The 25,916-nt window shown below is 69.6% G+C and carries 24 protein-coding genes, 1 tRNA gene and 1 pseudogene; 12 read left to right on the top strand and 14 right to left on the bottom strand.

The genetic code is table 11. The features are described from left to right. Positions 1 to 18: 18 nt before the first annotated feature. Both JOE48_RS13855 and JOE48_RS13850 read right to left on the bottom strand, forming a co-directional pair. The gene (locus JOE48_RS13855) at positions 19 to 2,193 is read right to left on the bottom strand and encodes a hypothetical protein (protein ID WP_210030559.1); all 2,175 of its coding nucleotides are present in this window, start codon (positions 2,191 to 2,193) and stop codon (positions 19 to 21) included. Further along, positions 2,193 to 2,693 (bottom strand): hypothetical protein, encoded by a 501-nt coding sequence (locus tag JOE48_RS13850; RefSeq protein WP_210030558.1) that lies wholly within the window; start codon positions 2,691 to 2,693, stop codon positions 2,193 to 2,195. The genes JOE48_RS13855 and JOE48_RS13850 overlap by 1 nt, the downstream gene beginning before the upstream one ends. 465 nt (positions 2,694 to 3,158) lie before the next feature. On the opposite strand from JOE48_RS13850, the gene JOE48_RS31235 reads away from it, so the two are divergent. The 3 genes from JOE48_RS31235 to JOE48_RS13840 all read left to right on the top strand — a co-directional run bounded on the left by JOE48_RS31235 (position 3,159) and on the right by JOE48_RS13840 (position 4,715). Beyond that, a complete protein-coding gene (locus tag JOE48_RS31235) occupies positions 3,159 to 3,755 on the top strand; it encodes a DUF6538 domain-containing protein (protein WP_409518581.1) in 597 nt (198 codons plus the stop codon). Between the two features lie 185 nt (positions 3,756 to 3,940). Next, positions 3,941 to 4,441, top strand: a complete 501-nt coding sequence (locus tag JOE48_RS13845; RefSeq protein ID WP_210030557.1) for a Crp/Fnr family transcriptional regulator — start codon at positions 3,941 to 3,943, stop codon at positions 4,439 to 4,441. Continuing rightward, a complete protein-coding gene (locus tag JOE48_RS13840; RefSeq protein WP_312893200.1) occupies positions 4,407 to 4,715 on the top strand; it encodes a helix-turn-helix domain-containing protein in 309 nt (102 codons plus the stop codon). Before JOE48_RS13845 ends, JOE48_RS13840 begins: the two co-directional genes overlap by 35 nt. Before the next feature lie 118 nt (positions 4,716 to 4,833). Here JOE48_RS13840 and JOE48_RS13835 read toward each other — a convergent pair whose 3' ends face one another. The 9 genes and pseudogenes from JOE48_RS13835 to JOE48_RS13800 form a co-directional block, all read right to left on the bottom strand. Then, positions 4,834 to 5,757, bottom strand: coding sequence for a tyrosine-type recombinase/integrase (locus tag JOE48_RS13835; protein WP_210030555.1), 924 nt, complete (start codon positions 5,755 to 5,757; stop codon positions 4,834 to 4,836). Positions 5,758 to 5,997: 240 nt separating this feature from the next. Then, positions 5,998 to 6,159 (bottom strand): annotated as a pseudogene (locus JOE48_RS31230) (DUF6538 domain-containing protein); the annotation flags it as partial. 87 nt (positions 6,160 to 6,246) lie between these two features. Then, a tRNA-Ser gene (locus JOE48_RS13830) sits at positions 6,247 to 6,338 on the bottom strand. Between the two features lie 12 nt (positions 6,339 to 6,350). Next, positions 6,351 to 7,196 (bottom strand): glycosyltransferase family 2 protein, encoded by an 846-nt coding sequence (locus tag JOE48_RS13825; RefSeq protein ID WP_210035752.1) that lies wholly within the window; start codon positions 7,194 to 7,196, stop codon positions 6,351 to 6,353. An 11-nt stretch (positions 7,197 to 7,207) separates the two neighbouring features. Then, positions 7,208 to 8,476 carry a diaminopimelate decarboxylase gene (gene lysA, locus JOE48_RS13820; RefSeq protein ID WP_210030553.1) on the bottom strand — a complete coding sequence of 423 codons (1,269 nt, stop codon included), beginning with the start codon at positions 8,474 to 8,476 and terminating at the stop codon, positions 7,208 to 7,210. A gap of 126 nt (positions 8,477 to 8,602) precedes the next feature. Further along, complete coding sequence (gene lptM, locus JOE48_RS13815; RefSeq protein WP_210030551.1) at positions 8,603 to 8,956, bottom strand: LPS translocon maturation chaperone LptM; 354 nt, start codon at positions 8,954 to 8,956, stop codon at positions 8,603 to 8,605. Between the two features lie 114 nt (positions 8,957 to 9,070). After that, positions 9,071 to 9,373 (bottom strand): 3',5'-cyclic-nucleotide phosphodiesterase, encoded by a 303-nt coding sequence (locus JOE48_RS13810; RefSeq protein ID WP_210030549.1) that lies wholly within the window; start codon positions 9,371 to 9,373, stop codon positions 9,071 to 9,073. Positions 9,374 to 9,518: 145 nt separating this feature from the next. Then, positions 9,519 to 10,235, bottom strand: a complete 717-nt coding sequence (locus tag JOE48_RS13805; RefSeq protein WP_312893199.1) for a hypothetical protein — start codon at positions 10,233 to 10,235, stop codon at positions 9,519 to 9,521. 94 nt (positions 10,236 to 10,329) lie between these two features. Beyond that, positions 10,330 to 10,950, bottom strand: coding sequence for a DUF1134 domain-containing protein (locus JOE48_RS13800; protein WP_210030548.1), 621 nt, complete (start codon positions 10,948 to 10,950; stop codon positions 10,330 to 10,332). 161 nt (positions 10,951 to 11,111) lie between these two features. Between JOE48_RS13800 and JOE48_RS13795 the strand changes: the two genes are divergently transcribed. Further along, positions 11,112 to 11,648 carry a YHS domain-containing (seleno)protein gene (locus JOE48_RS13795; RefSeq protein ID WP_210030547.1) on the top strand — a complete coding sequence of 179 codons (537 nt, stop codon included), beginning with the start codon at positions 11,112 to 11,114 and terminating at the stop codon, positions 11,646 to 11,648. Here the strand turns inward: JOE48_RS13795 and JOE48_RS13790 are convergent. Together JOE48_RS13790 and JOE48_RS13785 are read right to left on the bottom strand one after the other, a co-directional pair. Continuing rightward, entirely contained in the window at positions 11,629 to 12,510 is an 882-nt protein-coding gene (locus tag JOE48_RS13790) for a 3'(2'),5'-bisphosphate nucleotidase CysQ (RefSeq protein ID WP_210030546.1), read from the bottom strand. The genes JOE48_RS13795 and JOE48_RS13790 overlap by 20 nt on opposite strands. A gap of 88 nt (positions 12,511 to 12,598) precedes the next feature. Then, positions 12,599 to 15,526: a bifunctional [glutamine synthetase] adenylyltransferase/[glutamine synthetase]-adenylyl-L-tyrosine phosphorylase gene (locus tag JOE48_RS13785; RefSeq protein ID WP_210035749.1), complete on the bottom strand. Its 2,928-nt coding sequence runs from the start codon at positions 15,524 to 15,526 to the stop codon at positions 12,599 to 12,601. A gap of 451 nt (positions 15,527 to 15,977) precedes the next feature. On the opposite strand from JOE48_RS13785, the gene chpT reads away from it, so the two are divergent. The 8 genes from chpT to JOE48_RS13745 all read left to right on the top strand — a co-directional run bounded on the left by chpT (position 15,978) and on the right by JOE48_RS13745 (position 24,785). Then, positions 15,978 to 16,688 (top strand): histidine phosphotransferase ChpT, encoded by a 711-nt coding sequence (gene chpT / locus JOE48_RS13780; protein ID WP_210030545.1) that lies wholly within the window; start codon positions 15,978 to 15,980, stop codon positions 16,686 to 16,688. 103 nt (positions 16,689 to 16,791) lie between these two features. Beyond that, positions 16,792 to 19,530, top strand: coding sequence for a chemotaxis protein CheW (locus JOE48_RS13775; protein WP_210030544.1), 2,739 nt, complete (start codon positions 16,792 to 16,794; stop codon positions 19,528 to 19,530). 70 nt (positions 19,531 to 19,600) lie between these two features. Next, complete coding sequence (locus tag JOE48_RS13770) at positions 19,601 to 20,104, top strand: chemotaxis protein CheW (protein ID WP_210030543.1); 504 nt, start codon at positions 19,601 to 19,603, stop codon at positions 20,102 to 20,104. A 10-nt stretch (positions 20,105 to 20,114) separates the two neighbouring features. Beyond that, entirely contained in the window at positions 20,115 to 20,507 is a 393-nt protein-coding gene (locus tag JOE48_RS13765; RefSeq protein WP_210030542.1) for a response regulator, read from the top strand. A gap of 55 nt (positions 20,508 to 20,562) precedes the next feature. Further along, the gene (gene cheB, locus JOE48_RS13760) at positions 20,563 to 21,759 is read left to right on the top strand and encodes a chemotaxis-specific protein-glutamate methyltransferase CheB (protein WP_210030536.1); all 1,197 of its coding nucleotides are present in this window, start codon (positions 20,563 to 20,565) and stop codon (positions 21,757 to 21,759) included. Continuing rightward, a complete protein-coding gene (locus JOE48_RS13755; RefSeq protein WP_210030535.1) occupies positions 21,756 to 22,622 on the top strand; it encodes a CheR family methyltransferase in 867 nt (288 codons plus the stop codon). Before cheB ends, JOE48_RS13755 begins: the two co-directional genes overlap by 4 nt. A gap of 371 nt (positions 22,623 to 22,993) precedes the next feature. Further along, the gene (locus JOE48_RS13750) at positions 22,994 to 23,611 is read left to right on the top strand and encodes a hypothetical protein (RefSeq protein ID WP_210030531.1); all 618 of its coding nucleotides are present in this window, start codon (positions 22,994 to 22,996) and stop codon (positions 23,609 to 23,611) included. A gap of 145 nt (positions 23,612 to 23,756) precedes the next feature. After that, entirely contained in the window at positions 23,757 to 24,785 is a 1,029-nt protein-coding gene (locus tag JOE48_RS13745; RefSeq protein WP_210030529.1) for an asparaginase, read from the top strand. A gap of 334 nt (positions 24,786 to 25,119) precedes the next feature. On the opposite strand, the gene JOE48_RS13740 is transcribed toward JOE48_RS13745, so the two are convergent. Then, positions 25,120 to 25,401: a hypothetical protein gene (locus tag JOE48_RS13740; RefSeq protein ID WP_210030527.1), complete on the bottom strand. Its 282-nt coding sequence runs from the start codon at positions 25,399 to 25,401 to the stop codon at positions 25,120 to 25,122. Between the last annotated feature and the right edge of the window lie 515 nt (positions 25,402 to 25,916).

Below are 25,916 nucleotides of genomic sequence, written 5' to 3'. Positions count from 1 at the left end.
ATGTTCATGCCGGCAGGGTCAGTTCCACCAGTGGTTCGACCGGGCAGATCCACCCGCCAGGGTCCCACGACGGCCAAGGCTCTTCAGGATGTCCTTGATCTCACCCCGACGCTCCCGGGGCGAGTTGCCGTAGGCAGCTTCCTCCCAGAGCTTGTCCTGGATCCCACCCAGGTCGACACCAGCCCGATTGAGGGCCGCGGCGAGCTTGAAGAAGGCCGCATGCCCCGAGCCCCGTGGGGTCATTCGCCAGTCTTGGACTGCCTTCTCGATCAGGGCCGCGCGACGATCGGCACCGAGATGTGCGTCCCGAGCAGCAATGGCATCGCGCGCAGCCTGGAGCTTAACGCTGACCTGACGCTTCTTGACGGCCGGCGCGGACGTCTGGGCAGGGGCGATCGCGGGCACCGGCAGGGCGATGACCTTCTCCGATCGCACCGGTTCGGGCTCCGGGCGAAGGTCGAGGATGCAGTGCTCGATCCAGGCATGCAGATCGAGGGGGCCGCGCTTCGGATTGTCCGCGCCGTAGTCGATGAAGAACGAGTCCTCCGCGACCCGGGCCTGGACAGGCAGGTAGAACATCGCGGCGCCGTTGAACTTGCCCTCGTCGAAGCCGTGGCAGAGGCCCGGCTTGGTGTTCGAGCGCTTGGCCTGCTTCTCCAACTGCTTCTTGCCCCAGTAGCCCTCCCGGTTCAGCACCTTGACGATCTGCGCCATGATCAGCGCCAACACGTCGAGCGAGTAGGCGTAGGTCGTCGGGATGAACGCGCGCCAGCGCGGCGCCGCCGCCGTGGACGAGGCCGTGTTCCAGACCACGATGCGCAGGTACGGGAACAGGTCGGCGAAGGCGGCATGAGTGAGGTCGCCGCCGTCGTTGTCGAGCCAGATGCCGCGCAGGTGGACGATGTTGTCCAGCCCGCGGCCGTTGTCGGCCGCCTTCGACGGATCGAAGTGGGCCGGGGAGAACATGCCCGATTCCTCCTTGAGGACCCGCCGGTCATGCAGGTCCCGCAGTTCCGCGATGAAGCCGTCGTCGTCGTAGTGGATGAAGTGCTCGAACGGCATCGAGTCGTACTTCGACAGGTAGGCCGTGCCGCACGTCGTGGCCGAAGCCGCAGGCAACGGCGTGACGTATTCCCCTTCCTTAGAGGGGATATCGTCACGCACGAACTCACGCATCTCGCCTCGGACCTGCTCGGCAAGGAGCGGGTAGCTCGCGCAGATGAGCGACGTCCCGTTGATCAAGTCGAGTTGCGCCAAGAGCTTGCGCGCCTGCACGTCCCGGTATGCCCTGGTCTTGGCCGCGGCGTCGGCGTGCTGGCGCGGGCGCCCGGCTTTGCCCTTGCTCGGCAGCGCTCCGAGCCCCGGCAGCGGCACCACCGCGGCGCCGGGGAACAGGGCCCCCAACCACTCGGCCGTATCCCGATCCATGACGACGACCCGCTTGGGCGTCGTATCGGCCGGGTTGCGGATCGAGCAGCGCATCACCGCCTGATAGACGGCCGTCCGATAGCAGCCGGTGCGCAACTCCTCGCCGGAGACGCCATGCGCTTCCATGAAGTGGAAGTGCGCGGGCGGCGGGTTGAGGGCAGAGAGCACCACGACGGCGTGGTAGCCCTGGTAGGTGTTCAGGCCATGGGGCGTGTTGGGCAAGCGCTCGGCCTTGGCCAGCCCGAAGAAGCCGTCATCGAGGTCTTTGTTGCCCATCCAGACGAAGGGCTCGTCCCCAATCAGATTGGCGATCGCCTGCCGGATCCGGTCCAGGATCCGCACCTCGGCGCCCGTCGCATCCTCCACGGCACGATCGCGGAAGCGCTTCGACCACGCCTCGTGGCTGGCGAAGTAGATGGTGATCCGGTCGCCGTGCTCGTGCTCGGTGTAGCGCAGATCCTTGCGCAGACCCGCACCCACCGGCTTCATCGTGGCTCCCATCGCCGACCACAGCCGGAACAGAGTCGTCTCCGTCATACAGGCCGAGGCGATCGTGACCGTGGCGAAGCCGCTCAGAAGCGAGGGTTTGAGCAGCGAGTAGGTGACGAGGGAGGCGTCGGTCTTCTCACCTCGGCGCAGGCGCTCGAACTCGGCCTGCTTGGCGTAGACATCCCAGTCCTCGGAGGCGATCCGGTGGGCGAGCGGCCCGAGGACAGCGTAGAGAGCGTCTCCGTACTGGTTGCGAGCGATCTTATCGAGGCTCATCACGCGACCTCCTCGATCGTGGCCCGATCCGCGATGAACGGGTCGAGGCGACCGTAGACCGGCCCCTCGGGCAGGAAGTCGAGGTGGGGCAGGAACAGGTGCCCCGTGTCTGGCAGCGGCAAGTCCTCGAACACGTCCACCTGCGGGACCTCGTCCATGGTGAGGTGCCAGTCACCCTTCTTGTGCAGGTAGGGGGCACGCATCAGCGCGGCGTGCGTGATGAGCAGGACCTCACCCTGGCCCGGCTCGGCATCCCGGAAGTGGGCGACGATCGCCCCGACCGGCGAGGCACCGCGGAGCACCGTGCCACCGTGGATGGCACGGCAGGGATAGGTCGGGTCGAGGGGCAGAAGCTCGTCGGAGAGCGTCTTGTCGATGAGGTGCTGGGTCGGCTGGACGATGAGAACCTTGAGGCCGCGCCGGGCGCAGCGGTCAGCATATCGAGCCAGTGCTCGGGTTTTGCCGGCGCCCGCCAGCGCGTCGAAGTAATGGATGGTCATTTTGCAATCCCTTTAATGAACAACCCGCGAGGGGTGGCGGCACCTCGCGGGTCATGGGATTGCGGACGCCTGCGACAGCGTGCCGGGCAGAGTATTGCCCGGTCGGTGTATTTATCGTCGCAGGCTTACGCCGTCCCCCGCCAGGGGCCTGAGCGCCGAACGCGCTCTGGGAGTACTTATCCAAGGCCACCCTGACTGAGGTCAAAATTATTCGGTCAGCCAGCCTGATCTACGACGACCATATTCGACCAACGACGATCCCCATGCGAAGACGAAGCTTGACGGCTGCCAGCACGGTGCTACCCCAGCAGAGGGAAGCGAGATCGTTGGCGTAGCAGGAGAATTGGCCGCTGGCGGCTCATCCCTCCGTCTCCGCCATTTGGCCCTAAAGTGTTGTAAAAAAAGGGTTTTTCTCGCTTCGTCCGACCAGCTTTGGTGACACAGTGTCACCGTAGCCGTGAAGGGATGGGGCTAACGGTGCGGCGCGCCGACCATCTGCAATGCCGCCGTGGGCGCTGGTCCGTGCGACTCAGGGTACCCGCCCACCTTGTCGCCGCGGTCGGCCAGACCCACCTCGTTCGATCTCTCGACACGGTAAGCGAGACTGTTGCGCGGGAGCGACGGTGGATCGCGCTGGCGCTGCTCTGGGAGTGGATCGGTGCGCAAACCGTGTCGGACGGTTGGGAGCCCGCCTGGGCGGCTGCCCTGACCGGTTCAGGACGGTCCCGTGACGATACCGGGCGAGAGTGCCCGGACCCTACTCCTCATTCTCCTCCCCAGAGACGATCCCGACGGAGTGGCCAGGATCATGCTCACCCAGCGGGCTCATCGCGCCAGACCACGATCCTCACGACGATGGATCGCTGGTTGAAGGAGATCGAAGGGGTCCAGACTCTTGGAAGCTGCCGCTTCGACGCTTGGGAACTTCAATCCGAAATCATCTCGCTCCAATCCTTTCGGGGAGCGCAGGCGGAAGTAGAACCAAGGCGTTGGTCGGACGTGGTGAGACTGAACCCCCCACCGTGCAAACCCGCCAGAGCCGTTCCGGATCATCGAATATGACGCTGGACCAGACGCGCATCAGCGGTCATGCGGAAGGTCTGTTTTAGCCACTTCGCGGACCTTCGCATTGTCCGCTACAAAGTACGAAATCGGACGTAACGGTAACTCTCGACAGGAACGCTGCCAACCCAATTTAAGTTAACCGAGAGCCTAACGGTGGCCGGAAGCTTGAGGGAGGCCGTATCATGCCGAACCGCTTCATTCGCAAGTTGGCCTACGGTGCGGACCTCACGGAAGGTGATCGCGCCTGCCTAACCAACCTGATCCGTCGCACCCGTGCCGTCGAACCGCGCCAGTGTCTCGTGGCCGAGGACGAGGGCACCCCACGGGTGTTCGTCATGCTGGAGGGGTGGGCCTTTTGCTCCAAGCTCCTCACCAGCGGCCATCGCCTGATCACCGACCTGCTCCTGCCCGGTGACATGAACCACTGGCAAGCAAACCTGCTCGGCTACGCGGATCATTCCGTGACTGCGCTGACCAGAGGCGTTGTTGCCGAGATTGATTTCACAGAAATCTTGGAGGCGCTGGAGCGCTCGCCCAACATCGCGCGAGCCCTGCGTTGGTCATTGCTTCAGACCGACAGTATCCTGCGTCAGGCGCTCATCAACAACGGACGGCGCATGGCGGTTCTGCGCATTGCCCACCTGATTTGTGAGGTGCGAGCCCGGTTGCAGGGCCGTGGGTGAGCCTGTCGAGGGCGGCCTTGCTTGGCCACTGAGGCAAGATGATCTGGCCGACCTGACAGGCTTGACGAACGTTCACGTCAACCGCTCGCTGCGGCTGCTGCGCGACGAGAAGCTGGTTGTGGTGGAGCGCCGCAGAATAGGCTTGCCGAACCCAGATCGCCTCGCGGCCTTCTGCGAGTTCAAGCCGGACTACCTGCACCTCTCCCGCGTACCCCTCCGTGCCGGTGGGCTGAAGCCATGTCGCACTTCCACCTTCACCTGTGCTGCCCGCTAGGGCTGGAGCGGAACCTATTCGGTCCAGACCAGCCGAGCTTGAAAGCTTCCCGCCAGGAGGCATACCGCACAATCCTGCGCTCCCGATCCACTACCGACATTCAGGTGGGCACTGAGCGTTAGAGCTTAGCTACGAGGTGCTTGAGCACTTGAGGCTCGATCACGCGATCCAGAGCATCGATGGCGGCCCGGAGTTGCTCGGGCACAAGCCCGGATGAGTAGACGGCGAGGGCGAGCGTTGGCTTGGCGTGCCCCATTAGCTCAGCAATGACGCTGCTGTTCACCGCCATCGTGTGAGTGGAGGCCCGTTCAAGGTACGTCGCGAAGCACCGCCGGAAGCTATGGAAATCGACTTCCTTGTTTGGTCCAAGCACCTTCTGCCGGAAGGTCGCAAATCGCTTCACCACGATCCAGCTTCGCTTCCCGTCTGGTCCTGAGGGAGTGAGGCCCGAGAACACCCAGCCATCGAATGAGCTTGCCAACCGACGCTGCATGACGGGCCAAGCCAACGCATGAACTGGCACTATGCGCCGCGCATTCTCTGTCTTCCCGTGGGAGATGCGGAACGCCCGCTCCTCGACCATCACATCGGAAACCCGTAACTGGCAAAGCTCGCTGATGCGGCAGCCGGTCAGCAGACCGACCCGCATCAGGTCGAACAGTACCGTTCCGTACCGTTGGCCCATGATCGCGACAGGGTCGGCCGCGAGCAACGTGATAAGCTCATCAGCGGTATAGGCGCGCTTCGTTGGTTCATGCTTCGATCCATTCGCGAAGCTACCCTGGCCCTGCCACGGATTGTCGCTGACGTAGCCACGCTTGAGGAGCCACTGCCACATCGAAGAGAGCGAGGCGATCTTCCGATTGACCGTGGCCTGGGAAGCTCCACTCCGCAGGAGTACGTTGCTGACGAACTCACCTGCGGCGCGTCGATCCACCCTGCGGACAGTACAGCTTAGCGGCTGCGTTTGAGCGAACTCCCGCACGGCGAGGGCGTGTTGCATCCGCGATTGCTTTGTCTGGACCCCTTCGATCTCCTTCAACCAGCGATCCATCGTCGTGAGGATCGTGGTCTGGCGCGATGAGCCCGCTGGGTGAGCATGATCCTGGCCACTCCGTCGGGATCGTCTCTGGGGAGGAGAATGAGGAGTAGGGTCCGGGCACTCTCGCCCGGTATCGTCACGGGACCGTCCTGAACCGGTCAGGGCAGCCGCCCAGGCGGGCTCCCAACCGTCCGACACGGTTTGCGCACCGATCCACTCCCAGAGCAGCGCCAGCGCGATCCACCGTCGCTCCCGCGCAACAGTCTCGCTTACCGTGTCGAGAGATCGAACGAGGTGGGTCTGGCCGACCGCGGCGACAAGGTGGGCGGGTACCCTGAGTCGCACGGACCAGCGCCCACGGCGGCATTGCAGATGGTCGGCGCGCCGCACCGTTAGCCCCATCCCTTCACGGCTACGGTGACACTGTGTCACCAAAGCTGGTCGGACGAAGCGAGAAAAACCCTTTTTTTACAACACTTTAGGGCCAAATGGCGGAGACGGAGGGATTCGAACCCTCGATACCCATTTCTGGGTATGCTCATTTAGCAAACGAGTGCCTTCAGCCGCTCGGCCACGTCTCCGGCGCCCTGGCTCTAGAAGGTCGGATCGAGCGGGTCAACCCGATCCCGGCGGGCCGCGGCCAAACGGCGGCGCTCGACGTGCTTGGCGACGCGTAGATGCCGGGAGATGGCGTAGTTCATGGCGGTGAGGAAGCCGTAGGTGCCGCGCACGATGTGGCGGCGGCCGAGATAAGCCTTCAGGAAGTTGCCCGGCAATTCGACGAAGACCCGCCAGGTCGGGATTACGATGCCCCGCGCCTCGAGGTCGTCGGCCTGCTGGTCCGAGTAGCGGTTGAGCTTGTCCAGCTGGTCACCCAGCGAGCGCACCGAGAAATGGTGGATCGCGCCCTTGAGCCGGCCGGGCGTCACCCCGGGCTCCAGCACCACGCGGTCATGCACCGGCGAGGCCGAGTAGCGACCCCGGTCCCGGCGGTAGAGCCGCACCGGGGTCAGCGTGTAGGCGAGCGGATGCGGGCGGCCCTCGCCGGGGAAGATCTCGGCGATCGCGATCCGCCACGCCGGCCGGCGCGGCTCGCCCGCCGCGAACAGGGTGCGGATCTCCCGGGCCAGATCCTCCGGCACCACCTCGTCGGCGTCGAGATTCAAGAGCCAGATGTGCCGGCACTGCGCCTCGGCGAAGCGCTTCTGCGGGCCATAGCCCGGCCAGGGATTGTGGATCACCCGCGCGCCGAGCGCGGCGGCGAGCGCCTGCGTGCCGTCGGTGGAGCCCGAATCGACCACCACGATGTCGTCGGCCAGGTCGCGCACCGCCCGGATCGTCGCACCCAGCCGGTCCGCCTCGTTGCGGGCGATGATGAAGACCGACAGGGGCAGGCGGCCGGCCGGTTCCGCCGCCGGCGCGGCCGGAGCGGCGCCCATCGGGGTCTTACTCACGCCAGCCAATCCGGCACGCGGTCGAGGGCGACGAGCGCCGCGACCTCGACGCGCGGACGCACGATCGCCGCACGATCATCCCGAACCAGCACTTCCGGCACCAGCGGCCGGGTGTTGTAGGTGCAGGACTGGACCGCCCCGTAGGCGCCGGCGCTCATCACGGCGATCAGGTCGCCGGCCTGCACCTCCGGCATCTCGCGGTTGAGGGCGAGATAGTCGCCGCTCTCGCAGACCGGGCCGACCACGTCGGCGACGCGGCGCGGCGTGTCGGGCCGCGGCTCAAGGACGGGGCGCAAGCCGTGATAGGCCTCGTAGAGGGTTGGGCGGATCAAGTCGTTCATCGCGGCGTCCACGATCACGAAAGTGCGCCCCTCGCTGTGCTTCACGTAGAGCACCCGGGTGACCAGGATCCCGGCATTGCCGACGATCATCCGCCCGATCTCGAAGACCGGCCGCAGGCCGAGCGGGGCGAAATGGGGCCGCAGGGTCGCGGCCAGCGCGGCCGGGTCCGGCGGGGGGGCGTTGTCGTCGCGATAGGGGATCCCGAGGCCGCCGCCGAAATCGATGTGGCTCAGGGGATGGCCCGCCGCCATCAGCTCCCGGGCAAGGCCGGCGAGGAGCCGCGCCGCGTCGGCGAACGGGGCCAGATCGGTGATCTGGCTGCCGATATGCATGTCGACCCCGTGCACCGCGATGCCCGGCAGCGCCGCCGCGGCGGCGTAGACGGCCGGGGCCCGGGTGATCGGGATGCCGAACTTGTTCTCGTACTTGCCGGTCGAGATCTTGGCGTGGGTGCCGGCATCGACGTCGGGATTGACCCGGATCGAGATCGGCGCCCTCAGGCCGAGCCCCGAAGCCGTCTCCGAGAGAAGCGCGAGTTCCGGCTCGCTCTCGACGTTGAAGCAGTAGATCCCGGCCTTGAGCGCCGCCTCCATCTCGGCGCGGGTCTTGCCGACGCCGGAGAACACGATCTTGCCGGGATCGACCCCGGCGGCCAGCGCCCGATGCAATTCGCCCCCGGAGACGATGTCCATCCCGGCGCCCCGCGCCGCGAGCGTGCGCAGCACGGCCTGGTTGGAGTTCGCCTTCATGGCGAAGCAGACGAGCGCATCGTCGCCCGCGAAGGCCTCCGCGAACACGCGATAGTGCCGCTCCAGGGTGGCGGTGCTGTAGCAGTAGAACGGCGTGCCGACCTCCGCGGCGAGGTTGGTCAGGTCGACATCCTCGGCGTGCAGGCGCCCGTCGCGGTAGTGGAAATGGTGCATCTCGGCCGTGTCTCGTCTGCGCGCCGGAGCGGAGGCTGTTTCCCGTGAAACACCCGGCCGCGGGACGAGGCGGACGCGCTCCGACGACGGGTCACCGAATCGGAGCGGCGCTCCGGCCACCGCCGTCTACAGCAGCGGATCCAGAATGAAAGGTTCCTTCGGCACACGGTAGCCGCGCCGCGCGCCGCGGCTGGTCTCCACCGGCGCTTCGGTCCCGCCCGGCGGCACCGCCGACAGGGAGAGTTCGTCGCCCGCGCGCACCGAGGCCGGGTCCGGTTCGGGCGCGCCGCCGCCGAGGCCCACCGAGACCGGCAGGGTCCTGCGCCCGCTCACCGTGTCCGAGCCCGCCTGCGCGGAGGCCGGCGCAGCGGGCGCCGAGGTCTGGGGCGGCTCGAGCGCCCCGCGTCGGCCGCAGGCGGAGACCGCCAGGGCCACGAGACCGGACGCGGCGAGGAGCTTCAGGGCGGAATTCGACAACATCGCGCGAGGGTCCGGCGGGCTCGGCGCCGGCACGCGGAGGCCGGCGGGAGCGCCACCTTAGCCGTTGCCGCGCTCCGGCGCGAGCGCGGCGCCGCTACAGGCCTGGTCCGATGCTCAGCCCCGACGCTCCCGGCCGCCCTGCGAGCCCTGCCGCCCCTTGGCCGGCGCGCTCTGCTCCTGCTGGGCCTCGTAGGCGTCGATCGCGCGGCGGCAGTTCTCGCTGAGCTTCTTCCAGTTCTTCTGGAAGCAGGCATCGGTCGCCGGATCGTCGGGCGCCAAGTTGCCGCAATAGGTGAGGTAATCGCCGGTGCAGTACTTCTTCAGGGTCTCATTGCCCCGCTTCGACTGCTGCGCCGCTGCCGGCAGCGTCAGGGCACAAGCCGCCGTGACGGCGAGGATGATCGGCTTCAGGCGCATGGGTATCCGTACCATCTGTTGAGGAAAAAGTTCGCGGGACAAGTCCGGGTTGCGATGGCGTCTTTGCGTGGTCGAAACAAGGCCAACCGCACGGGTTTTCGGGCCGGACCGCGAGGCGAAGCCCGGTGCCGGGATGCGAACTCGGTCAGACCCGTTCGGGTTGCGGTTGCGGGACCGGGTATGCGGCCCTGGGCATCAGGCCCGGGCCGGTGAGGGCATCGGCGACCTCGGTGATCCGCCGACGCAGATCGGCGTTCTCCCGCTCGATCCCGGCGTGCTGCTCGCCCTGCCGGCCGGCCACCGTCAGGGCCAGAGCTTCCTCGGCCGCCTTCAGGCTCGCGCGCAGATCGTCGCGCTCGGCGGCCAGCACTGCAGCGTCCTGATCGGCCGGCGGGGTTGGACGGTGCCGCAGTGCCAGAAGGCTGTCGAGCAGATCGGCGTGGGCGTCTTCCAGGGCCTGGAGCGTGGCGAGGCTCGCGGTGCCGTCCTCGCGCGCCACGGCCAGTTCGGTCTCGAGTTCCCGGGTCTTGGCCTGCGCCTGGGCGATCTCGGCGTCGCGCGCCGCGACGTCCCGGGCGAGGGCCGCGACCCGCATGGTCCCCGCGCCGATCGCCGCCATATCGGCCTGGCGCTTGGACTCCACGGTCTCGACCCGGCGCTCCAGACGGCGCTGCTGCACGGCGAATTGCGCGCGCAGGAAATCGCGCTCGGCGGCGATCTCGGCCGGCGACAGGGGCAGGCGTGCCTCCGCCCGCCGCCGCTCCAGCCGCGCGGCGCGCGCGTTGAGGGCCGGCAGCAGCAGAAGGCCGCACAGGCTCGCCGCCAGGAAACCCAGCGCGAAGATCATTACCGTTTCGATCACGAGGGAACAGCCCGCGTATCCGGCCGGAAGACCCGGCCCGTCCTCAGTCTAGCCCAGGTCGGCCGCAAGGGTGAAATCCCGCCCTGCCGATCCCTCAGAACGGGTTCCAGGTCGGTTCGCGGGTGAACTTGAGATAGCCGACATTGATGCCGAGGCGCGCGCCGACGCCGCTGCGGATCGGCACCACGATGATCCGGTCGCTGACCACCGCGGTCATGCCGAAGCCGCCGACCAGATAGGCCGAGCCGTCGACGCCGGCGAAGCGGCGGTACAGGTCGCGGACGTTCGGCAGGTTGTAGACCAGCATCATGGTGCGCGCGCCGTCGCCGCCGACGTCGAAGCCAAGGGACGGGCCCTGCCAGTAGATGCGGCGCTTGCCGGCGTTCCGGGTGTAGAGAGTACCCTCGCCGTAGCGGACACCGGCCACCACCGCGCCGCCGCCCTCCTGGCCGAGGATGTAGCCGTTCGGCTCGCCCCAGCGCCGGCCCGCCTCCTCGACCGTGAGCGCGAGCCCGCGCGACACGCTGCCGAAGAAGCGGTGGCCCGATTCCACCACCTCGCCGGGGCGGAAGGTCTCGGGCGTGTCGAGATCCTCACCGGCCGCCAGGGCCGCGCCCACGGTACCGAGGCCGGCGAGCGGGGTGCCGAGCGCCAGGGCGAGGCCCGTGCGCAGCAGGTGGCGGCGGTCGGTGCCGCGAACGTCTCGTGCCGTCATCGTTGTCTCCTCGCCCGGTTCGATTAACGGTTCGTGCGATGGACCTGTGTCGCTCCTGCCCCAGCGCGCCGACAGCGGCCCGGGCACTGTCATCCGGCCAGGCTCGGTCCCGCCGAGGCCCGGGTGGAGGACTCGGACCAGCTTCTGAGGGAATTCGCAAGATGTGGTTAACGCGTCCCGACCCCGCACCCGGCGCGCCGCGCAGGCGGGGGCTGGCCCGCACGATCGCGCCGATCGCCGCCTTGGCCGCCGCCTTGGCCGCAGCCTTGGCCCTCCCCGCGCCGGGACGGGCGGAGCCCGTCGGGACGCGGATCGAGCTGCTGACCCTCAACGGCTTCGACCCGGTCAGCTACTTCCTGGAGGGCGGCCCTCTCGCCGGGGCGGCGCGGTTCGAGCTGACCTGGGGCGGGCGGGTCTGGCGCTTCGCCAGCGGCGCCAACCGGGCGGCGTTCCGCGACGAGCCGGCGGTCTACGCGCCGAGGCTCGGGGGCTTCGACGCCGCCGGGATCCTGGAGGGCCGGCTGGTGGAGTCCGATCCCCTGGTCTTTGCGGTGATCGGCGAGCGCCTCTACCTGTTCCGCGATGCCGAGCGCCGGGGCCGCTTCCTGACGGATCCGGACCTCGCCCGGCAGGCGGAGGCGGCCTGGCCGGCCTTGCGCAGCCTGCAGGACGTCCCGCCTAGGGACGCGCCGCGCTGAGCTGCGGGACCGCGGCTGGGCCGGCCGCGCGGGCGGGAAGGGCGAGCCGGGGCGCCAGGGTCGGGTCGCCGAGCGCCGCGAACGGGCCGTTGCGGTGGTCGGACCCCTGCCGCCCGTAGCGGATCGGGCCGCCGCCCGGCACCACCACGCAGCCCCCGGCGGCCGCGACGAGGTGATCGCCCGCGGCGGTGTCCCAAGCCATGGTCGGGCCGCAGCGCACATAGATGTCGGCCTCGCCGGCCGCGATCAGGCCGAACTTGACGGCGGAGCCGACCTGACGCGTCTCCAGCACCGGCAGGGCGGCGAGGCAGAGGTCCGAGGCGGCGTCGCCGTGGCGGCGGCTGCCCAGGGCGAGCAGGCCGGCCTCCGGCGCCGCGCGCACGTGGACGGGCCGCGCCGCGCCCGGCCGCCCTTCGAGCACCGGCGCCTCGAGGGCGCGCGGGCCCGCCCACCAGACCCGGCCGAGGCCCGGTGCCGCGAGGGCCGCCGCCACGGGACGCTCGCCCGCCACCAGGGCGATGTTGACCGAGTAATCCGGCGTCCCGGCGAGGAAGTCGCGGGTGCCGTCCAGGGGATCGACCAGGAAGAAGGTTTCGGCCGGCCGTCCCGCGGGCTCGCCGCCCTGCGCGCGCTCCTCCGCGACCACCGCGATGCCCGGGAATTGCCCGGCGAGGGCGGCGACGATCAGGTCCTCGGCCTCGACATCGGCGGCGCTCGAGGGGGAGCCGTCGGCCTTCAGGGCATGCGGGCAGGGACCCCGATGATAGCGGCGCAGGATCTCGCCCGCCGCGCAGGCGATCTCGGCGAGCACGGCGGCAATCCGCTCGCGCTCAGGCCCCGAAATCGTCGCCGCGCCCGTCATGGTCCCTCCCAAGACGTTCCTTCGAAGACCGCCCTGAATGCCCGAGCGGGCCGGCAATGTCGACGGTTTCCGGAGCGGATCGTCCGCCCTAGGCACCGCGCGGCCCCCGCACCGCGCGCCGGATCCGCGCCAGCAGGGCCTGGCTCCGGCGGCGGTGGCGGCGCAGCTCCGCCGCGAGGCTGCGCGCGTCCGGCAGGCCCACGGCCTTGGCGATCTGCCGGGACGCGGTCTCGGCCGGTTCGGCGGCCGGATCCGCCATCACCAGCCGCTGCCAGTGATAGACCGCGTCGAGGAAGCCGTAGGTCTCGGCGAGGGCCTCGGCCGTCGTCGCCGGCACAAGGCCGCGCGCCGCGGCGCCGCGGAACAGGTCCTCCGCGCCGAGGCCGAGGCAGCCCGGCCAGTCCCCCGCGTGGCTGAGCACGGTCGCCTGGGCCAGGAAGTCGAGGTCGAACAAGGCGCCCGGCGCGAGCTTCAGGTCGAACGGACCGGCATCGCCGCGCTCGCGGGCGACCAGGGCCCGCATCGCGCCCGCCTCGGCGCAGACCGTGGCCGGGTCGCGCGGGTGCCCGAGGATCCGGGCGATCTCCGCCGTGACCGCCGCGCCCAGATCCGCGTCGCCCGCCACGACCCGGGCGCGAGCGAGCGCCATGTGCTCCCAGGGCTCGGCCTCGTCCCGGTGGTAGGCGGCGAAGCCGGAGAGCTGGACGGCCGGCGGGCTGTGGCTGCCGTAGGGCCGCAGCCGCAGGTCGACCGCGTAGAGCCGGCCGCGCCGGGTGGCGGTGGTGAGCGCCGCGAACAGGCGCTGCGCCAGACGGTTGTAGGCCACCACGGCGTCGAGGGGGCGCCGGCCGTCGCTGGTGCGGTTCTCCGGATCGAAATCGTAGAGGAACACGAGGTCGAGGTCGGATTCGGCGCTGAGCTGCCGCGATCCGAGCCGGCCGAAGGCGAGGACGCAGCACCGCCCCTTCGGCACCGCGCCATGATCGCGTTCGAAGCGGCGTTCCTCCGCCTCCAGGCTCAGCGCCACCGTCGCCTCGGCGATCGCCGTGTAGGCTTCGCCAGCCTGGCGCGGGGTGAGGATGCCGGAAAGGAGGCGCGCGCCCGTGACGAACACCATCTGGCGCGTCGCGTCCCGGCAGCGGTCGAGGAATTCCTCGTGGCTCGCCGGCTGTCCGACCAGGGCCCGATACTGGGTCCGGACAGCCCCGGGATCGGTGGTCGGCACGACGAAATCCGCGTCGAGCACGGTATCGAGGACGTGCGGGCTCAAGCCCACCGTGTCGGCGAGGCGGGGCGCCGTGCCGAGGATGTCGGCGAACAGAAGGCGCAGCCGCTCGTGCGAGCGCAGGATCGCGAGCAGCTCGGCGACCGCCGGCATCTGCGCGAAGGCCCGGTCGAGGGCGAGCAGCGCCGCGTCCGGATCGGCGGTGCCGCCGAGCGCCCGCAGCAGGGCCGGGAGCATCTCGGCGAGGATCTCGCGCGCGCGGCCGGTCCGTAGGGCCGGGCGACGCCCGAGATGCCAGCCCTGCACGGTTTCCCAGGCCCGCGGTGGATCGCGGAAGCCGAAAGCGCCGAGCCGGGCGAGGGTCTCGGGCTCCGGCTCGGTCTCGCCGAAGACCAGCGCGTCGTCCTCCGCCGCCTCCGCCTCGAACAGCAGGGCGTAATGGGCCTGGACCCGGCCGGCATGGTGGAGCAGCGCGGCCTCGAAGGCCGGCAGGTCGGGGAAGCCCGAGAACAGGGCGAGCCCGGTCAGCGCCTCGGTCCCGGTGGGCAGGCGCTGGGTCTGCTCGTCCCGGACCATCTGGATCCGGTGCTCCAGGGTGCGCAGGAAGTCGTAGGCGGCACTCAGCTCGTCCCGGGCCTTGGCGTCGATCCAGCCTTCCGCGACGAGACGGCTGAGCATCGCGACGGTGCGGCGGCCGCGCAGGGCCGGCTTGCGGCCGCCGAAGACCAGCTGCTGCGTCTGGACGAAGAACTCGATCTCCCGGATGCCGCCGCGGCCGATCTTGATGTCGTGGCCGGCGACCGCGATGGTCTCGTGGCCGCGGACCATGTGGATCTGCCGTTTCAGGGCGTGGATCTCGGCGATGGCCGGGAAGTCGAAATGCCGCCGCCAGATGAACGGCGCCAGTTCCGCGAGGAACGCCTCGCCGACCGGGATGTCGCCGGCGATCGGCCGGGCCTTGATGAAGGCGGCGCGCTCCCAGTTCTGACCGAGCGTCTGATAATAGTCGAAGGCGAAGACGGTGGAGAGCGCCACCGCGGTGGAGCCCGGATCCGGCCGCAGCCGGTAGTCGATCCGGTGGACGTAGCCGTCGGCATTCCGGTCGGCCAGGAGCTTCACCAGGCCCTGCGCGAGCTTGACGAAGAACGCCTTGGGGTCCCCGCCGGTCGCGGCCGTGGCGGGCTCGGCCTCGTAGAAGACCACGAGGTCGATGTCGCTCGAATAGTTCAGCTCGCCGCCGCCCAGCTTGCCGAGGCCGAGCACGATCAGCCCGGAGCCGTCCTGCGGCGCTGCCGTGTCCGGCGGCCGGAAGCGCCCGGCCGCCATGCCCTGCCGGAGCAGCGCCTCGGTCGCGGCGCTCACCGACGCGTCGGCGAAGTCGGACAGGGCCCGGGTCACTGCGGCGAGGTCCCAGCAGCCGCCGAGATCGGCCAGGGCGACCAGCAGGGCGTGCGTTTCCCGATTCTCGCGGAGCCGGCGGCTCACCGCGGCGAGGTCCGGAGCGTCGCCGCACGCGCCTCCGACCGCGCGTTGCCGCGCGATGATCGCCCGGCTGGCCGCGTCCGGCGGTTGCTCCAGCAGGGCGACGAGGCGGTCCGGCGCGCGCGCGATCGCCCGCCAGAGGAACGGCGAATGTTCGGCGATCCCGAGCAGCAGGTCGCGGCAGGGCGCTGTCAGGAAGCCGGCCGGAAGGGCCGGCACGATCTCGGCAAGCCGGGTGCGCGCGGCCTCCGGATCGGCGACGCGGAGGCGGGGGCTCAGGCTCTCGCGCAGGGTGGGGGCGGGCGGCATGCTGGCGGGCGGCATGGGGGTGGCTCAATGGGGGTGGCTCAGCGGCGATCGAAGCCGCGGCGGGGCGCGCCGGTCCCGCGCGGGTGCGGCGGGCCCCCGGCCGCCGTGGTGCGGATGCCGGTCTCACGTCTCATGGCGCATCCTCCCTGGCCCGACGGATCGGGCATCGTACCCGATCCGCCCCGATCCTGTCCGGTGCCGCGTCACGGCCGCGGCGCGGCCTCCGAATCCGGGGCCGTCCCGTGCCATCATCCCAGCCGGTAACGCTTTTCAAAGGCGGCCGTGGCGTCTATCCGTGCGGACCGGTCGTCGCCCCCGGTTCGACCTGCGGCCGTGCGGGCTCCCTTCGGGCGACGCGATCGCCGCATCGGGCGGCCGAGAACCGGAGATCCCGTTCGGGATCCCGGCCCGCAGACGTCCGAATTCCAGATCCGCCCGCCCGGAGCGCGCCATGTCCTCCCCGAACTCGCCCACCCTGACCCTCGACGGCCTCGACCTCGCGGCTCTGCTCTGCTCCCGCGTCTGCCACGACGTGATCAGTCCCGTCGGCGCGATCGTGAACGGGCTGGAGGTCCTGGAGGACGACCAGGACGAATCGATGCGCACCTTCGCGCTGGAGCTGATCGGCAAGAGCGCCCGGCAGGCCTCGGCGCGCCTGAAATTCGCCCGGATCGCCTTCGGAGCGGCCGGGTCTGCCGGCGCCTCGATCGACGTGGCCGATGCCGAGAGCGTGGCCAAGGGCATGTTCTCCGACGAGAAGACCAAGCTGACCTGGAGCGCGCCGCAGGCCCTGTTCCCGAAGAACAAGGTCAAGCTGCTCCTGAACCTCGTGATGATCGCGACCTCGGCGATCCCGCGCGGCGGCGTGATCGACGTGACCGTCACCGGCGACGGCGAGGCGCCGACCTTCGTGTTCAAGGCCAAGGGCCCGCATGCCCGCATTCCCCCGCACGTGGAGGAACTCATGGCCGGCAGCCCCGAGAGCGGGACGGTCGACGCCCACGGCATCCTGCCGTTCTATGCCGGCCTCGTGGCGCGGGCCGCCAGCATGGCTGTTCGCTTCGCCATCCAGGATGACGAAGTGACGATCACCGCCGAATCCACAGTGATCGACGCGCCCGATGCTGCTGAGGGCGAAGCTTCGGACTCGGCGCTCGCGTGAAGAGCTGAAAAACATCGGCGCGGGGGCGGGCTGGAAACCCTTCCCTAACCCCGCGCGAGTAAGTAGGTTGCGCGAGACCTTCTCCGCGTAACGAGTAGCGACTATGGACGACCTGCTTCGCGAGTTTCTGACCGAGAGCGGGGAGCATCTCGACACGGTCGATGCAGAACTGGTGCGGTTCGAGCAGGACCCGAATAACGAGACGATTCTACGGAACATCTTCCGCTTGGTGCATACCATCAAGGGAACGTGCGGTTTCCTCGGTCTTCCGCGGCTCGAAGCCTTGGCGCATGCCGCGGAAACCTTGATGGGCCGGTTCCGCGACGGGCTGCCCGCCACCTCGGACTCGGTCACGCTGATTCTTCTGACGCTCGACCGGCTGAAGGCGATTCTCGCCGACCTCGAGGCCACCGGCACCGAGCCGTCCGGCTCGGACGACGACCTCATCTCCGCCCTTGAGCGCATGGCCGACGTGGTGGCCGAGGCGCCTGTGCAGGCGGCCCCGCCCGAGCCGGTGCTGCCCGATCCGGTGGTCCGCGAGCTGAAGCCCGGCGAAGTCTCTCTCGACGACCTTGAGGCGGCGTTCCTGGCGGCGCCGGGACCGGAGGAATCGGATTTCGTTCTCCCGCCGCCTGCCCCCGTGCCGGTCGCGAGCGAGGCGCCGAAGGCGAAGAGCGAGCCCGCCCGGGCCGAAGCCGCCAAACCTGCGGCCGCCAAGCCCGAAGCGATCGAGGCCGACAAGGCCGAGCCGGTCCGGGCCGAGAAGGCCGAAGGCGCCGAGGGCGAGACGACCGCCGCCGCCAAGAACCAGACGATCCGGGTGAACGTCGATACGCTCGAGCACCTGATGACCATGGTCTCGGAACTGGTGCTGACCCGCAACCAGCTCCTGGAGATCGCCCGCCGGCACGAGGATTCGAGCTACAAGGTCCCGCTGCAGCGCCTGTCGCACGTCACCGCCGAGCTGCAGGAAGGCGTCATGAAGACGCGCATGCAGCCGATCGGCAATGCGTGGCAGAAGCTGCCGCGGGTCGTGCGCGACCTCTCGGCCGAACTCGGCAAGCAGATCGACCTGGTGATGGTCGGCAACGAGACCGAACTCGACCGGCAGGTCCTTGAGGTCATCAAGGACCCGCTGACCCACATGGTCCGCAACTCGGCCGATCACGGCCTCGAATCGACGGCCGAGCGCATCGCGGCCGGCAAGCCCGCCCGCGGCACGATCCGGCTCGCCGCCTATCACGAGGGCGGCACGATCACGATCGAGATCGCCGACGACGGCAAGGGCCTGAACCTCGCGGCGATCCGGCAGAAGGCGGTGCAGCGCGGGCTGGCCTCCCAGGCCGATGTCGAGCGGATGACCGACGCGCAGGTCGCCAAGTTCATCTTCCACGCCGGCTTCTCGACGGCCGCGGCGGTGACCTCGGTCTCGGGCCGCGGCGTCGGCATGGACGTGGTCAAGACCAACATCGAGACCATTGGCGGCCTGATCGACATCGCCACCACGGCGGGCCGCGGCACCACCTTCACCATCAAGATCCCGCTGACGCTCGCCATCGTGGCGGCCCTGATCGTGCGGGCCGGCGAGCACCGCTTCGCCCTGCCGCAGGTGGCCGTGCTGGAGCTGGTCCGGGTCGATGCCGGGGCGCAGCGGGTCGAGCACATCAACGGCGCGCCGGTGCTGCGCCTGCGCGAGCGGCTCCTGCCGATCGTCTCGCTCACCGGCCTGCTCGGCCAGTCGACCCCGGGCACCGAGGCCGAGCAGGCCGGCTTCGTGGTGGTCGCCCAGGTCGGGCGCGAGCGCTTCGGCATCCTCGTCGACGAGGTCTTCCACACGGAGGAGATCGTCGTGAAGCCGATGTCGGTGAAGCTGCGGCACATCCCGATGTTTGCCGGCAACACGATCCTGGGCGACGGCGCCGTGGTGCTGATCGTCGATCCCAACGGCGTGGCCCGCCAGGTGGCGCAGGGCGTCCAGGGCAGCGGCGGCCACATCGATTCCGACGCCGACGAGGCGGTCGAGATGGCCGACACCAAGACGACGCTCCTGGTGTTCAAGGGCGGCCAGGGCAGCTTCAAGGCGGTGCCGCTGTCGCTGGTCACCCGCCTCGAGGAGATCGAGTGCGCCAAGGTCGAGTGGCTCGGCGGCCGCGCGCTGATCCAGTACCGCGGGCGCCTGATGCCTCTGGTCCCGGCCGACTCGGCGATCACCATCAAGTCGGAAGGCACGCAGGCCCTGGTGGTATTCTCCGACGGCGAGCGCGCCATGGGCCTCGTGGTCGACGAGATCGTCGACATCGTCGAGGAACGCCTCGACATCGAGATCGCGGCCGAGCGTTCGGACCTGATCGGCTCGGCGGTGCTGCGGGGCCGGGCGACCGACATCATCAACATCGCGCACTTCCTGCCGCTGGCCTACGACGATTGGGCGCGCGGCCTGAAGCGGCCCGAGCAGATCTCCACGGTTCTGCTGGTCGACGATTCGGCCTTCTTCCGCGACATGCTGAGCCCGGTGCTCAAGGCGGCGGGCTACCAGGTGGTCACGGCGGCGAGCGCGGATGCGGCGCTGGCGGCCCTTCAGTCCGATCCGAAGATCGAAGTGGTGGTCACCGACCTGGAGATGCCGGGCCGCAGCGGCTTCGACCTCGTCGCGGCGATGCGCCGGGCCGAGCCCCGTCTCGCGGCCCTTCCGGTGGTCGGCCTCACCGGCGCCATCGGTGCCGACGCGGTGGAGCGGGCCCGGACCCTGGCGATCAACGACCTCGTGGCGAAGTTCGACCGCAGCGGCCTGATCGCGGCGCTCGCCGAGATCGGCGCCGGGACGGTGGCGAAGGCCGCCTGATCCCCGCGCCGTCCGCCCCAAGACAATCGATACGATCGAGACGATCGACGATCGAATCCGGAGAGTTCCGATGCAGGCTGCCAACGCCAACGCCAACGCCACCAGCACCGAGACCGGTGCCACCGATGACTTCGTCACGGTCTATGTCGGCGAGACCCTGTTCGGTCTGGCGATCGAGCGGGTCCACGACGTGTTCGTTCCCTCGGGCGTGACGCCGGTGCCCCTGGCGCCGGCCGAGATCGTCGGCCTCCTCAACCTGCGCGGCCGCGTGGTCACGGCCATGAGCCTGCGCCGTCGCCTCGGGCTGCCCGAAGCGGAGGCCGACGGCGCCAAGGCCAGCCCGAAGATGGCGATCGGCCTTGAGCAGGCCGGCGAGACCTTCGCGCTCGTGGTCGACGGTGTCGGCGAGGTGCTCAAGCTCGGGGCCGACAGCCGCGAGGCGGTGCCGATCAACCTGGATTCCCGCTTCCGCGACCTCGCCACCTGCGTCCACCGCCTCGACGGGCGCCTCCTGGTGATCCTCGACGTGGACGCGCTCCTGGGCTTCACGGCCGCCGGCGCCAAGGCGGCTTGAGGAGACGATCATGAAGGCGCCGCACGAGATCACTTGCCTGGTGGTGGACGATTCCGCGGTGATCCGGAAGGTCGCCCGGCGGATCATCGAGGATCTCGGCATCAACGTCAGCGAGGCCGAGGACGGGAGCGCCGCCCTCGAAGCCTGCGCGGCGGGCATGCCGGACGTGATTCTGCTCGATTGGAACATGCCGAACATGGACGGCTACGCGTTCCTCCAGGCCCTGCGCCAGAGCGAGGGCGGCGATGTGCCGAAGGTCCTGTTCTGCACCACCGAGAACGACGTCGGGGCGATCGCCCGGGCCCTCCGGGCCGGGGCGGACGAATACATCATGAAGCCCTTCGACCGCGACATCCTGACGGCCAAGCTCGAGCAGGTCGGCCTCGTCGCCGACGCGGCCTGAGCCCACGCCCAACACACGTTTCCGCATCCGCGACTGAGTAGCCGAGGCAAGCATCATGGCCCTGAGTCCCGCGGTCGCGCCGCTTCGCAGCCCATCCACCCCCAGCACGACCGCGTCGGCCTCGGCGATCCGCGTGCTGGTGGCCGATGATTCCGCCGTGGTGCGCGGCCTCGTCGCCCGCTGGATCGGCGAGGCCGGATTCGAGCTCGTCGCCACGGCCTCGAATGGCCGCATCGCGCTGGAGCTGATGGCCAAGCACGATCCGGACGTGGTCCTGCTCGATATCGAGATGCCGGAACTCGACGGCACCACGGCGCTGCCGCGCATGCTCGCCATGAGCCCGAGCGTGCAGGTCGTGATGATGTCGACCCTGACCACGCGCAACGCCGACATCTCGCTGAAATGCCTCGCCCTCGGTGCGGTCGACTACATCGCCAAGCCCGAGAGCAGCCGCGGCGTCACCACCTCGGACGTGTTCCGGGCCGAGCTGATCGAGCGCGTGCGCGTCTTCGGTGCGGCCCGGGCCCGGACCCGGCGGCCGGCCTCCGCCCTCGCGCCGGCGGCCCACCCGGCCCCCGCCGCCCCCGTGACGGCGCATCCGGCGCCGGCCGCGCCGCGCGCACCGACGCCCTTCACCCTGCGGCCGAAGGTGCGCAGTCGCACGGCGCCCCGCGCCCTGCTGATCGGCTCCTCCACGGGCGGTCCGCGGGCGGTGGGCGAGATGCTGGAGGGGATCGGGGCGGCCGCGCTCCGCCGCCTGCCGGTGCTGATCGTGCAGCACATGCCGCCGATCTTCACGGCGGTGTTCGCCGAGCACCTGTCCACCCGCACCGGCCTTCCGGCCGCCGAGGGCAAGGCCGACGAGCGGGTCGAGGCCGGCCGGATCTACGTGGCCCCGGGCGGTCGCCACATGGGCCTCGCGGCGGGGCCGAGCGGGCCGATCATCAAGCTCACGGACGGGCCGCCGGTGAATTTCTGCCGCCCCGCGGTCGACGTGCTGTTCAAGGACGCGGCAATCGTGTTCGGCGCGGCCACCGCGACCGTCATCCTGACCGGCATGGGATCCGACGGCACCAACGGCGCCCGGGCGCTCACCGAGGCCGGCGGCCCGGTGCTCGCCCAGGACGAGGCCACCAGCACCGTCTGGGGGATGCCGGGTAGCGTCGCGCGGGCGGGCCTCGCCGAGGCCGTGCTGCCGCTGCCCGAACTCGCCACGGCGCTGCGCGCTCTGATCACGGGGCAGCCGGCATGACCGAACTCGAATTCGAATACCTGCGCAGCTTCCTCAAGCAGCGTTCCGGCCTCGCGCTGACGCCCGAGAAGCGCTACCTCGTGGAGAGCCGGCTGACCCCCGTCTGCCGCCGCTTCAGCCTCGCCAGCCTCGGCGACCTGATCGGGGCCCTCAAGCTCGCCCAGAACGGCGCGATCGAGCGGGCGGTGGTCGAGGCGATGACCACCAACGAGACCTTCTTCTTCCGCGACCGGCTGCCGTTCGACCTGTTCCGCGACACGCTCCTTCCGGAGGCCCTGGCGCGCAATGCCGGACGGCGCAAGCTGCGGATCTGGTGCGCGGCCTCCTCCACCGGGCAAGAGCCCTACTCGCTCGCCATGCTCCTGCAGGAGGCGGCGCCCCGGCTCGCCGGCTGGCAGGTCGAGATCGTGGCGACCGACCTGTCCACCGAGGTGATCGAGAAGGCGAAGCTCGGCCTCTACAGCCATTTCGAAGTCCAGCGCGGGCTTCCGGTGCAGTGGCTGATCAAGTACTTCACCCAGGTCGGGGAGCAGTGGCAGATCGCCCAGAGCCTGCGCAGCATGGTCGATTACCGCCAGCTCAATTTGCTGCACAGCTTCGCGTCGCTCGGCCAGTTCGATGTGATCTACTGCCGCAACGTGCTGATCTACTTCGACGCCCCGACAAAATCGGACGTGCTGGCGCGGCTCGCTGCCCAGCTCGCGCCCGATGGCGCGCTGCTGCTCGGCGCGGCGGAGACGGTGATCGGCCTGACCGACCGGCTGTCGCCACATCCGAAGCATCGCGGTCTCTACAGTCACGCGGCTCCCGCGGCGCGCCTGGCCGAGACGATGCCGCCGCTGCGCGTCGCCGCGGGTGTCTGACCCGGGGCGCGGCTGACGACTTCGGCCGACGTGGGCCGCACCGTCATCGCGCGCGGAGCGCGGCGGCCCTGGATGGCGCGACCCTGGGGAGGGTGACGCTGCTGGATCGCTTCGCTTCGCTCGCGAAGACGGGACCGTCGAGACTGTTCATTCATGGTGGTGTGACGCGTCGGCCGATCCCACAAAAGGCGGCTCCGGGTCATCGTGCCGGGCCTCGGGATCCGGCCTGCCGGAGGGGGGGCAGGACGGTATCGGCATCGACGGGTCGGATTACCAACCCGGCTGAAACGCGGCCTTAAGAACAGCGTGGGTAATTTGCACACGGACCCGCCGCCGGGCGATTCCGGCAGATCCGTGCCCCGAGCGACTTCATGAGTACCGTCTCATCGACCACGACATCGCAGCTCCACGCGCCGCGATGGTCCGGCCAGAACAACCCCAAGACGCAGATGTCCGACACGATCAGCAGCGCGCTGTCGGCCGGGACACTCAGCGGCACCGACGCCACAGCACTGACGAACGCCCTGTCGTCGATCGACTCGAGTCTGTCGGCGGACCGGACCGCCTCGAGCAGCACCTCCACTCCGGCGAAGCTCGATCCGTCCTCCATGAAGGACCGGATCGACAGCCTGATCTCCGATCAGGTCAGCAGCGGCGCGCTGACCAGCGACCAGGCCACCGAGCTGAAGAACCTGTTCTCCAGCCACGGCCGGAGCACGCAGACATCCGACGCCGCGTCGAATGACGGCAGCCTCTCCGGCGTCGGCGTCCCGCCTCCCGGTCCGCCGGGCGCCTCCGGATCCGGCGGCACCACGGACCGGGCTTCGTCCGCCACGTCGAGCGGGTCCGGCGCCGCGTCGACGGATGATTTGCTCTCCACCTTCATCCAGCAGCTTCAGAGCAGCCAGTCAGGCGGCGCGGGCTACGGGGCGGGCGGGACCAACACCGGCACCCATATCTCGGCCCTGCTGTTCGACTTCCAGAGCTGAGACCGAGACGCGTCCCGCCGGAGCGACTGCGTCCGTCGTCCGGCGCATCGCCCGAATGCGCCGGGTGGGGTCGACCCTCGCTGCGCGACGCGGCATCACGGTGCCCTCGCATTCGCGCGGCCGAGGACGGCCGGGAGGCATGGCAATGGCGGCAGGAACGGCAGCAGGGCACGGGGCCGGATTGCCCAAGGTCGCGTTCATCGGCACCGGCGGGACGATCTCGTCGCTGGGGCGCGACGCCCTCGACATCCTCGACTACACCGCCACCGACCGGCGCCTCGACGCCGGTGCGATCCTGGATTCCGTTCCCGAGCTGGCGACGGTGGCATCCGTGGTTCCGGTCCCGTTCCGGGCGGTCCCGAGCCCGGCGATCGGCTTTGCCGAGTGGCGCGACCTCGTCAAACTGTGCGCGCGCCTCGCGGACGAGCACCCGGACCTCGCGGGGATCGTGATCGGGCACGGAACCGCCACCCTGGAAGAGACCGCCTACGCCCTCAGCCTGACCCTGACGGTCGATCTGCCGGTGGTGCTGGTGGGCTCGCAGCGGCCCATGAGCGCGCTGTCCACCGATGCCAAGCTCAATCTCGTGGCCGCCATGCGCACGGCGGCGGCGCCGGAATCCCGCGGGCGCGGCGTCCTCGTGGTGCTCAACGACGAGATCCAGGCGGCCCGCGAGGTCACCAAGACCTCGGTGGCCCGCCTTCAGACCTTCCGGACCCCGGATTTCGGTGTGCTCGGCCACGTGGACGGCGACACCGTCCGCTATTACCGCCGCTCCGAGCGCGCGACCGCGCCGGGCACGCCATTCGACATCCGCGACCGTCCGGCGCTTCCGCGGGTCGACATCGCCTACGGTTACGCCGATGCCGACGGCACCGCCGTGCGGGCGTTCCTGGCGGCGGGCGCCCGCGGCCTCGTGTCGGCCGGGCTCGCCCCGGGCATGACCCCGCCCGCCGAGGCGGAGGCCCTGGAGGCGGCGGCCGCCGGGGGGATCGTGGTGGTGATGTCGACCCGGGCCGGGAGCGGCGTGGTGCCCCTCACCACCCGCTTGCGCAGCCGCGGCATCCTCAGCGCCGACAACCTGACGCCGCAGAAGGCCCGGATCCTGCTCGCGCTGGCGCTGACCGTCACGCACGAGCCGGACGCGGTGGCGCGCCTGTTCGCCACCTACTGAGACCGGTTCCGGATGATGAGGTCGGCCCCGCTTTCGTCGCGCGCGGAGCAAGGCCATCCATGCGGCGCCACGATCTCAGTGGTCGCGCTGCCTTCGGTAGCGTCGCTGCGCGCGCGACGACAGAGGGGCACCGCAACCGAGATGTTTAAACGGAAACGGCCTCAGCCGCCGCCCTCGAGCGTCGGCCAGCCGAGCACGGCCGCGACACCGGGCTGCCTGCCGAAGGACCCATCGGATCCTCCCCGGCGGCGTCGAAGACCGCGGCATCTGGAGCCTGAGGCGGGCGCGCGCAAACCGGTTTCCTGAAACCCCCCTCGGGATCAGTCAGCCGGGCTCACGCCACCGGCAGGCCCCGCGTCATGTCGAGGGCGAACGTCTCGATCTCGTCGATGAGCTGGTTGATCGTCGCCAAGCCGTCGCTGATCTGCACGCCGAGTTCGACGTTGAGCCTGTCGATCTGAGCATCCCCGGTCGGCCCGCGGCGATCCACGCCAGTCCTCTGTTCCGTGAGCTCGGCCCGTTTCCGATACAGCTCCGCCAGCAAGGCGTCGATCTGTGTCCCCACGAGAGCGGCGACAGGGTCCTGGGGCTGTTGCGGGACGATGAACTGGGACATGGCAGTCTGGCTCTTTCTCCGGGATGCGCAGTTTAGCGCCGCTGGCCTTCCTGAAGCTGGCTTCCGCGAACCGGTGGCGGCCGGTCGACTGGCCGCCAGTCCGTCCGCGCCGGTCGATAGCCGCGTGACCGGTCGGGTGGATCGGCCGAATCGCGGCGCACGATTGGAGTTCTCGCCCTGCTCCGGCGTGCCAATGGTTGAACTGGCCGCCATCGTATCCCCTCGCGTGCAAGGATGAAGATTTTTTAGGTCAACCGAAGCTACTGTTTGTCAGATCCTGGCTCATGGAATTGATATCCTGGATCATTATGAGAGGAAAATGCCTAAAATTGAAACAAAGTACCACTATCAAGTTCCGATTAGATAATATAATACGGAAAATGAACGGGCCGTATGACACAGAAGACGCGACGATTCATTCACAAATCACCGCCGAAAGCCGGCACGCGGAGGCGCCTCAATAAGCCCGCCGGCTGCGCGACAGAGGGGAAGCGGACCGCCAAGGATGGCCGTCG

Source organism: Methylobacterium sp. PvR107 (genome assembly GCF_017833295.1).
Taxonomy (GTDB): Bacteria; Pseudomonadota; Alphaproteobacteria; order Rhizobiales; family Beijerinckiaceae; genus Methylobacterium.
This window is presented reverse-complemented; position numbering and strand designations above follow the sequence as displayed.

Bases quoted from the DNA above. Each gene is read 5' to 3' on its own strand.
- JOE48_RS13825 (WP_210035752.1), bottom strand. From the start codon at position 7,196: ATGGGCGCCGCTCCGGCCGCGCCGGCGGCGGAACCGGCCGGCCGCCTG.
- JOE48_RS13745 (WP_210030529.1), top strand. From the start codon at position 23,757: ATGGCGGCAGGAACGGCAGCAGGGCACGGGGCCGGATTGCCCAAGGTC.
- JOE48_RS13755 (WP_210030535.1), top strand. From the start codon at position 21,756: ATGACCGAACTCGAATTCGAATACCTGCGCAGCTTCCTCAAGCAGCGT.
- lptM (WP_210030551.1), bottom strand. From the start codon at position 8,956: ATGTTGTCGAATTCCGCCCTGAAGCTCCTCGCCGCGTCCGGTCTCGTG.
- JOE48_RS13765 (WP_210030542.1), top strand. From the start codon at position 20,115: ATGAAGGCGCCGCACGAGATCACTTGCCTGGTGGTGGACGATTCCGCG.
- JOE48_RS13795 (WP_210030547.1), top strand. From the start codon at position 11,112: ATGTGGTTAACGCGTCCCGACCCCGCACCCGGCGCGCCGCGCAGGCGG.
- JOE48_RS13810 (WP_210030549.1), bottom strand. From the start codon at position 9,373: ATGCGCCTGAAGCCGATCATCCTCGCCGTCACGGCGGCTTGTGCCCTG.
- JOE48_RS13850 (WP_210030558.1), bottom strand. From the start codon at position 2,693: ATGACCATCCATTACTTCGACGCGCTGGCGGGCGCCGGCAAAACCCGA.
- JOE48_RS13785 (WP_210035749.1), bottom strand. From the start codon at position 15,526: ATGCCGCCCGCCCCCACCCTGCGCGAGAGCCTGAGCCCCCGCCTCCGC.
- JOE48_RS31235 (WP_409518581.1), top strand. From the start codon at position 3,159: ATGGGGCTAACGGTGCGGCGCGCCGACCATCTGCAATGCCGCCGTGGG.
- JOE48_RS13790 (WP_210030546.1), bottom strand. From the start codon at position 12,510: ATGACGGGCGCGGCGACGATTTCGGGGCCTGAGCGCGAGCGGATTGCC.
- JOE48_RS13855 (WP_210030559.1), bottom strand. From the start codon at position 2,193: ATGAGCCTCGATAAGATCGCTCGCAACCAGTACGGAGACGCTCTCTAC.
- JOE48_RS13775 (WP_210030544.1), top strand. From the start codon at position 16,792: ATGGACGACCTGCTTCGCGAGTTTCTGACCGAGAGCGGGGAGCATCTC.
- JOE48_RS13750 (WP_210030531.1), top strand. From the start codon at position 22,994: ATGAGTACCGTCTCATCGACCACGACATCGCAGCTCCACGCGCCGCGA.
- chpT (WP_210030545.1), top strand. From the start codon at position 15,978: ATGTCCTCCCCGAACTCGCCCACCCTGACCCTCGACGGCCTCGACCTC.
- lysA (WP_210030553.1), bottom strand. From the start codon at position 8,476: ATGCACCATTTCCACTACCGCGACGGGCGCCTGCACGCCGAGGATGTC.
- cheB (WP_210030536.1), top strand. From the start codon at position 20,563: ATGGCCCTGAGTCCCGCGGTCGCGCCGCTTCGCAGCCCATCCACCCCC.
- JOE48_RS13800 (WP_210030548.1), bottom strand. From the start codon at position 10,950: ATGACGGCACGAGACGTTCGCGGCACCGACCGCCGCCACCTGCTGCGC.
- JOE48_RS13770 (WP_210030543.1), top strand. From the start codon at position 19,601: ATGCAGGCTGCCAACGCCAACGCCAACGCCACCAGCACCGAGACCGGT.
- JOE48_RS13845 (WP_210030557.1), top strand. From the start codon at position 3,941: ATGCCGAACCGCTTCATTCGCAAGTTGGCCTACGGTGCGGACCTCACG.
- JOE48_RS13740 (WP_210030527.1), bottom strand. From the start codon at position 25,401: ATGTCCCAGTTCATCGTCCCGCAACAGCCCCAGGACCCTGTCGCCGCT.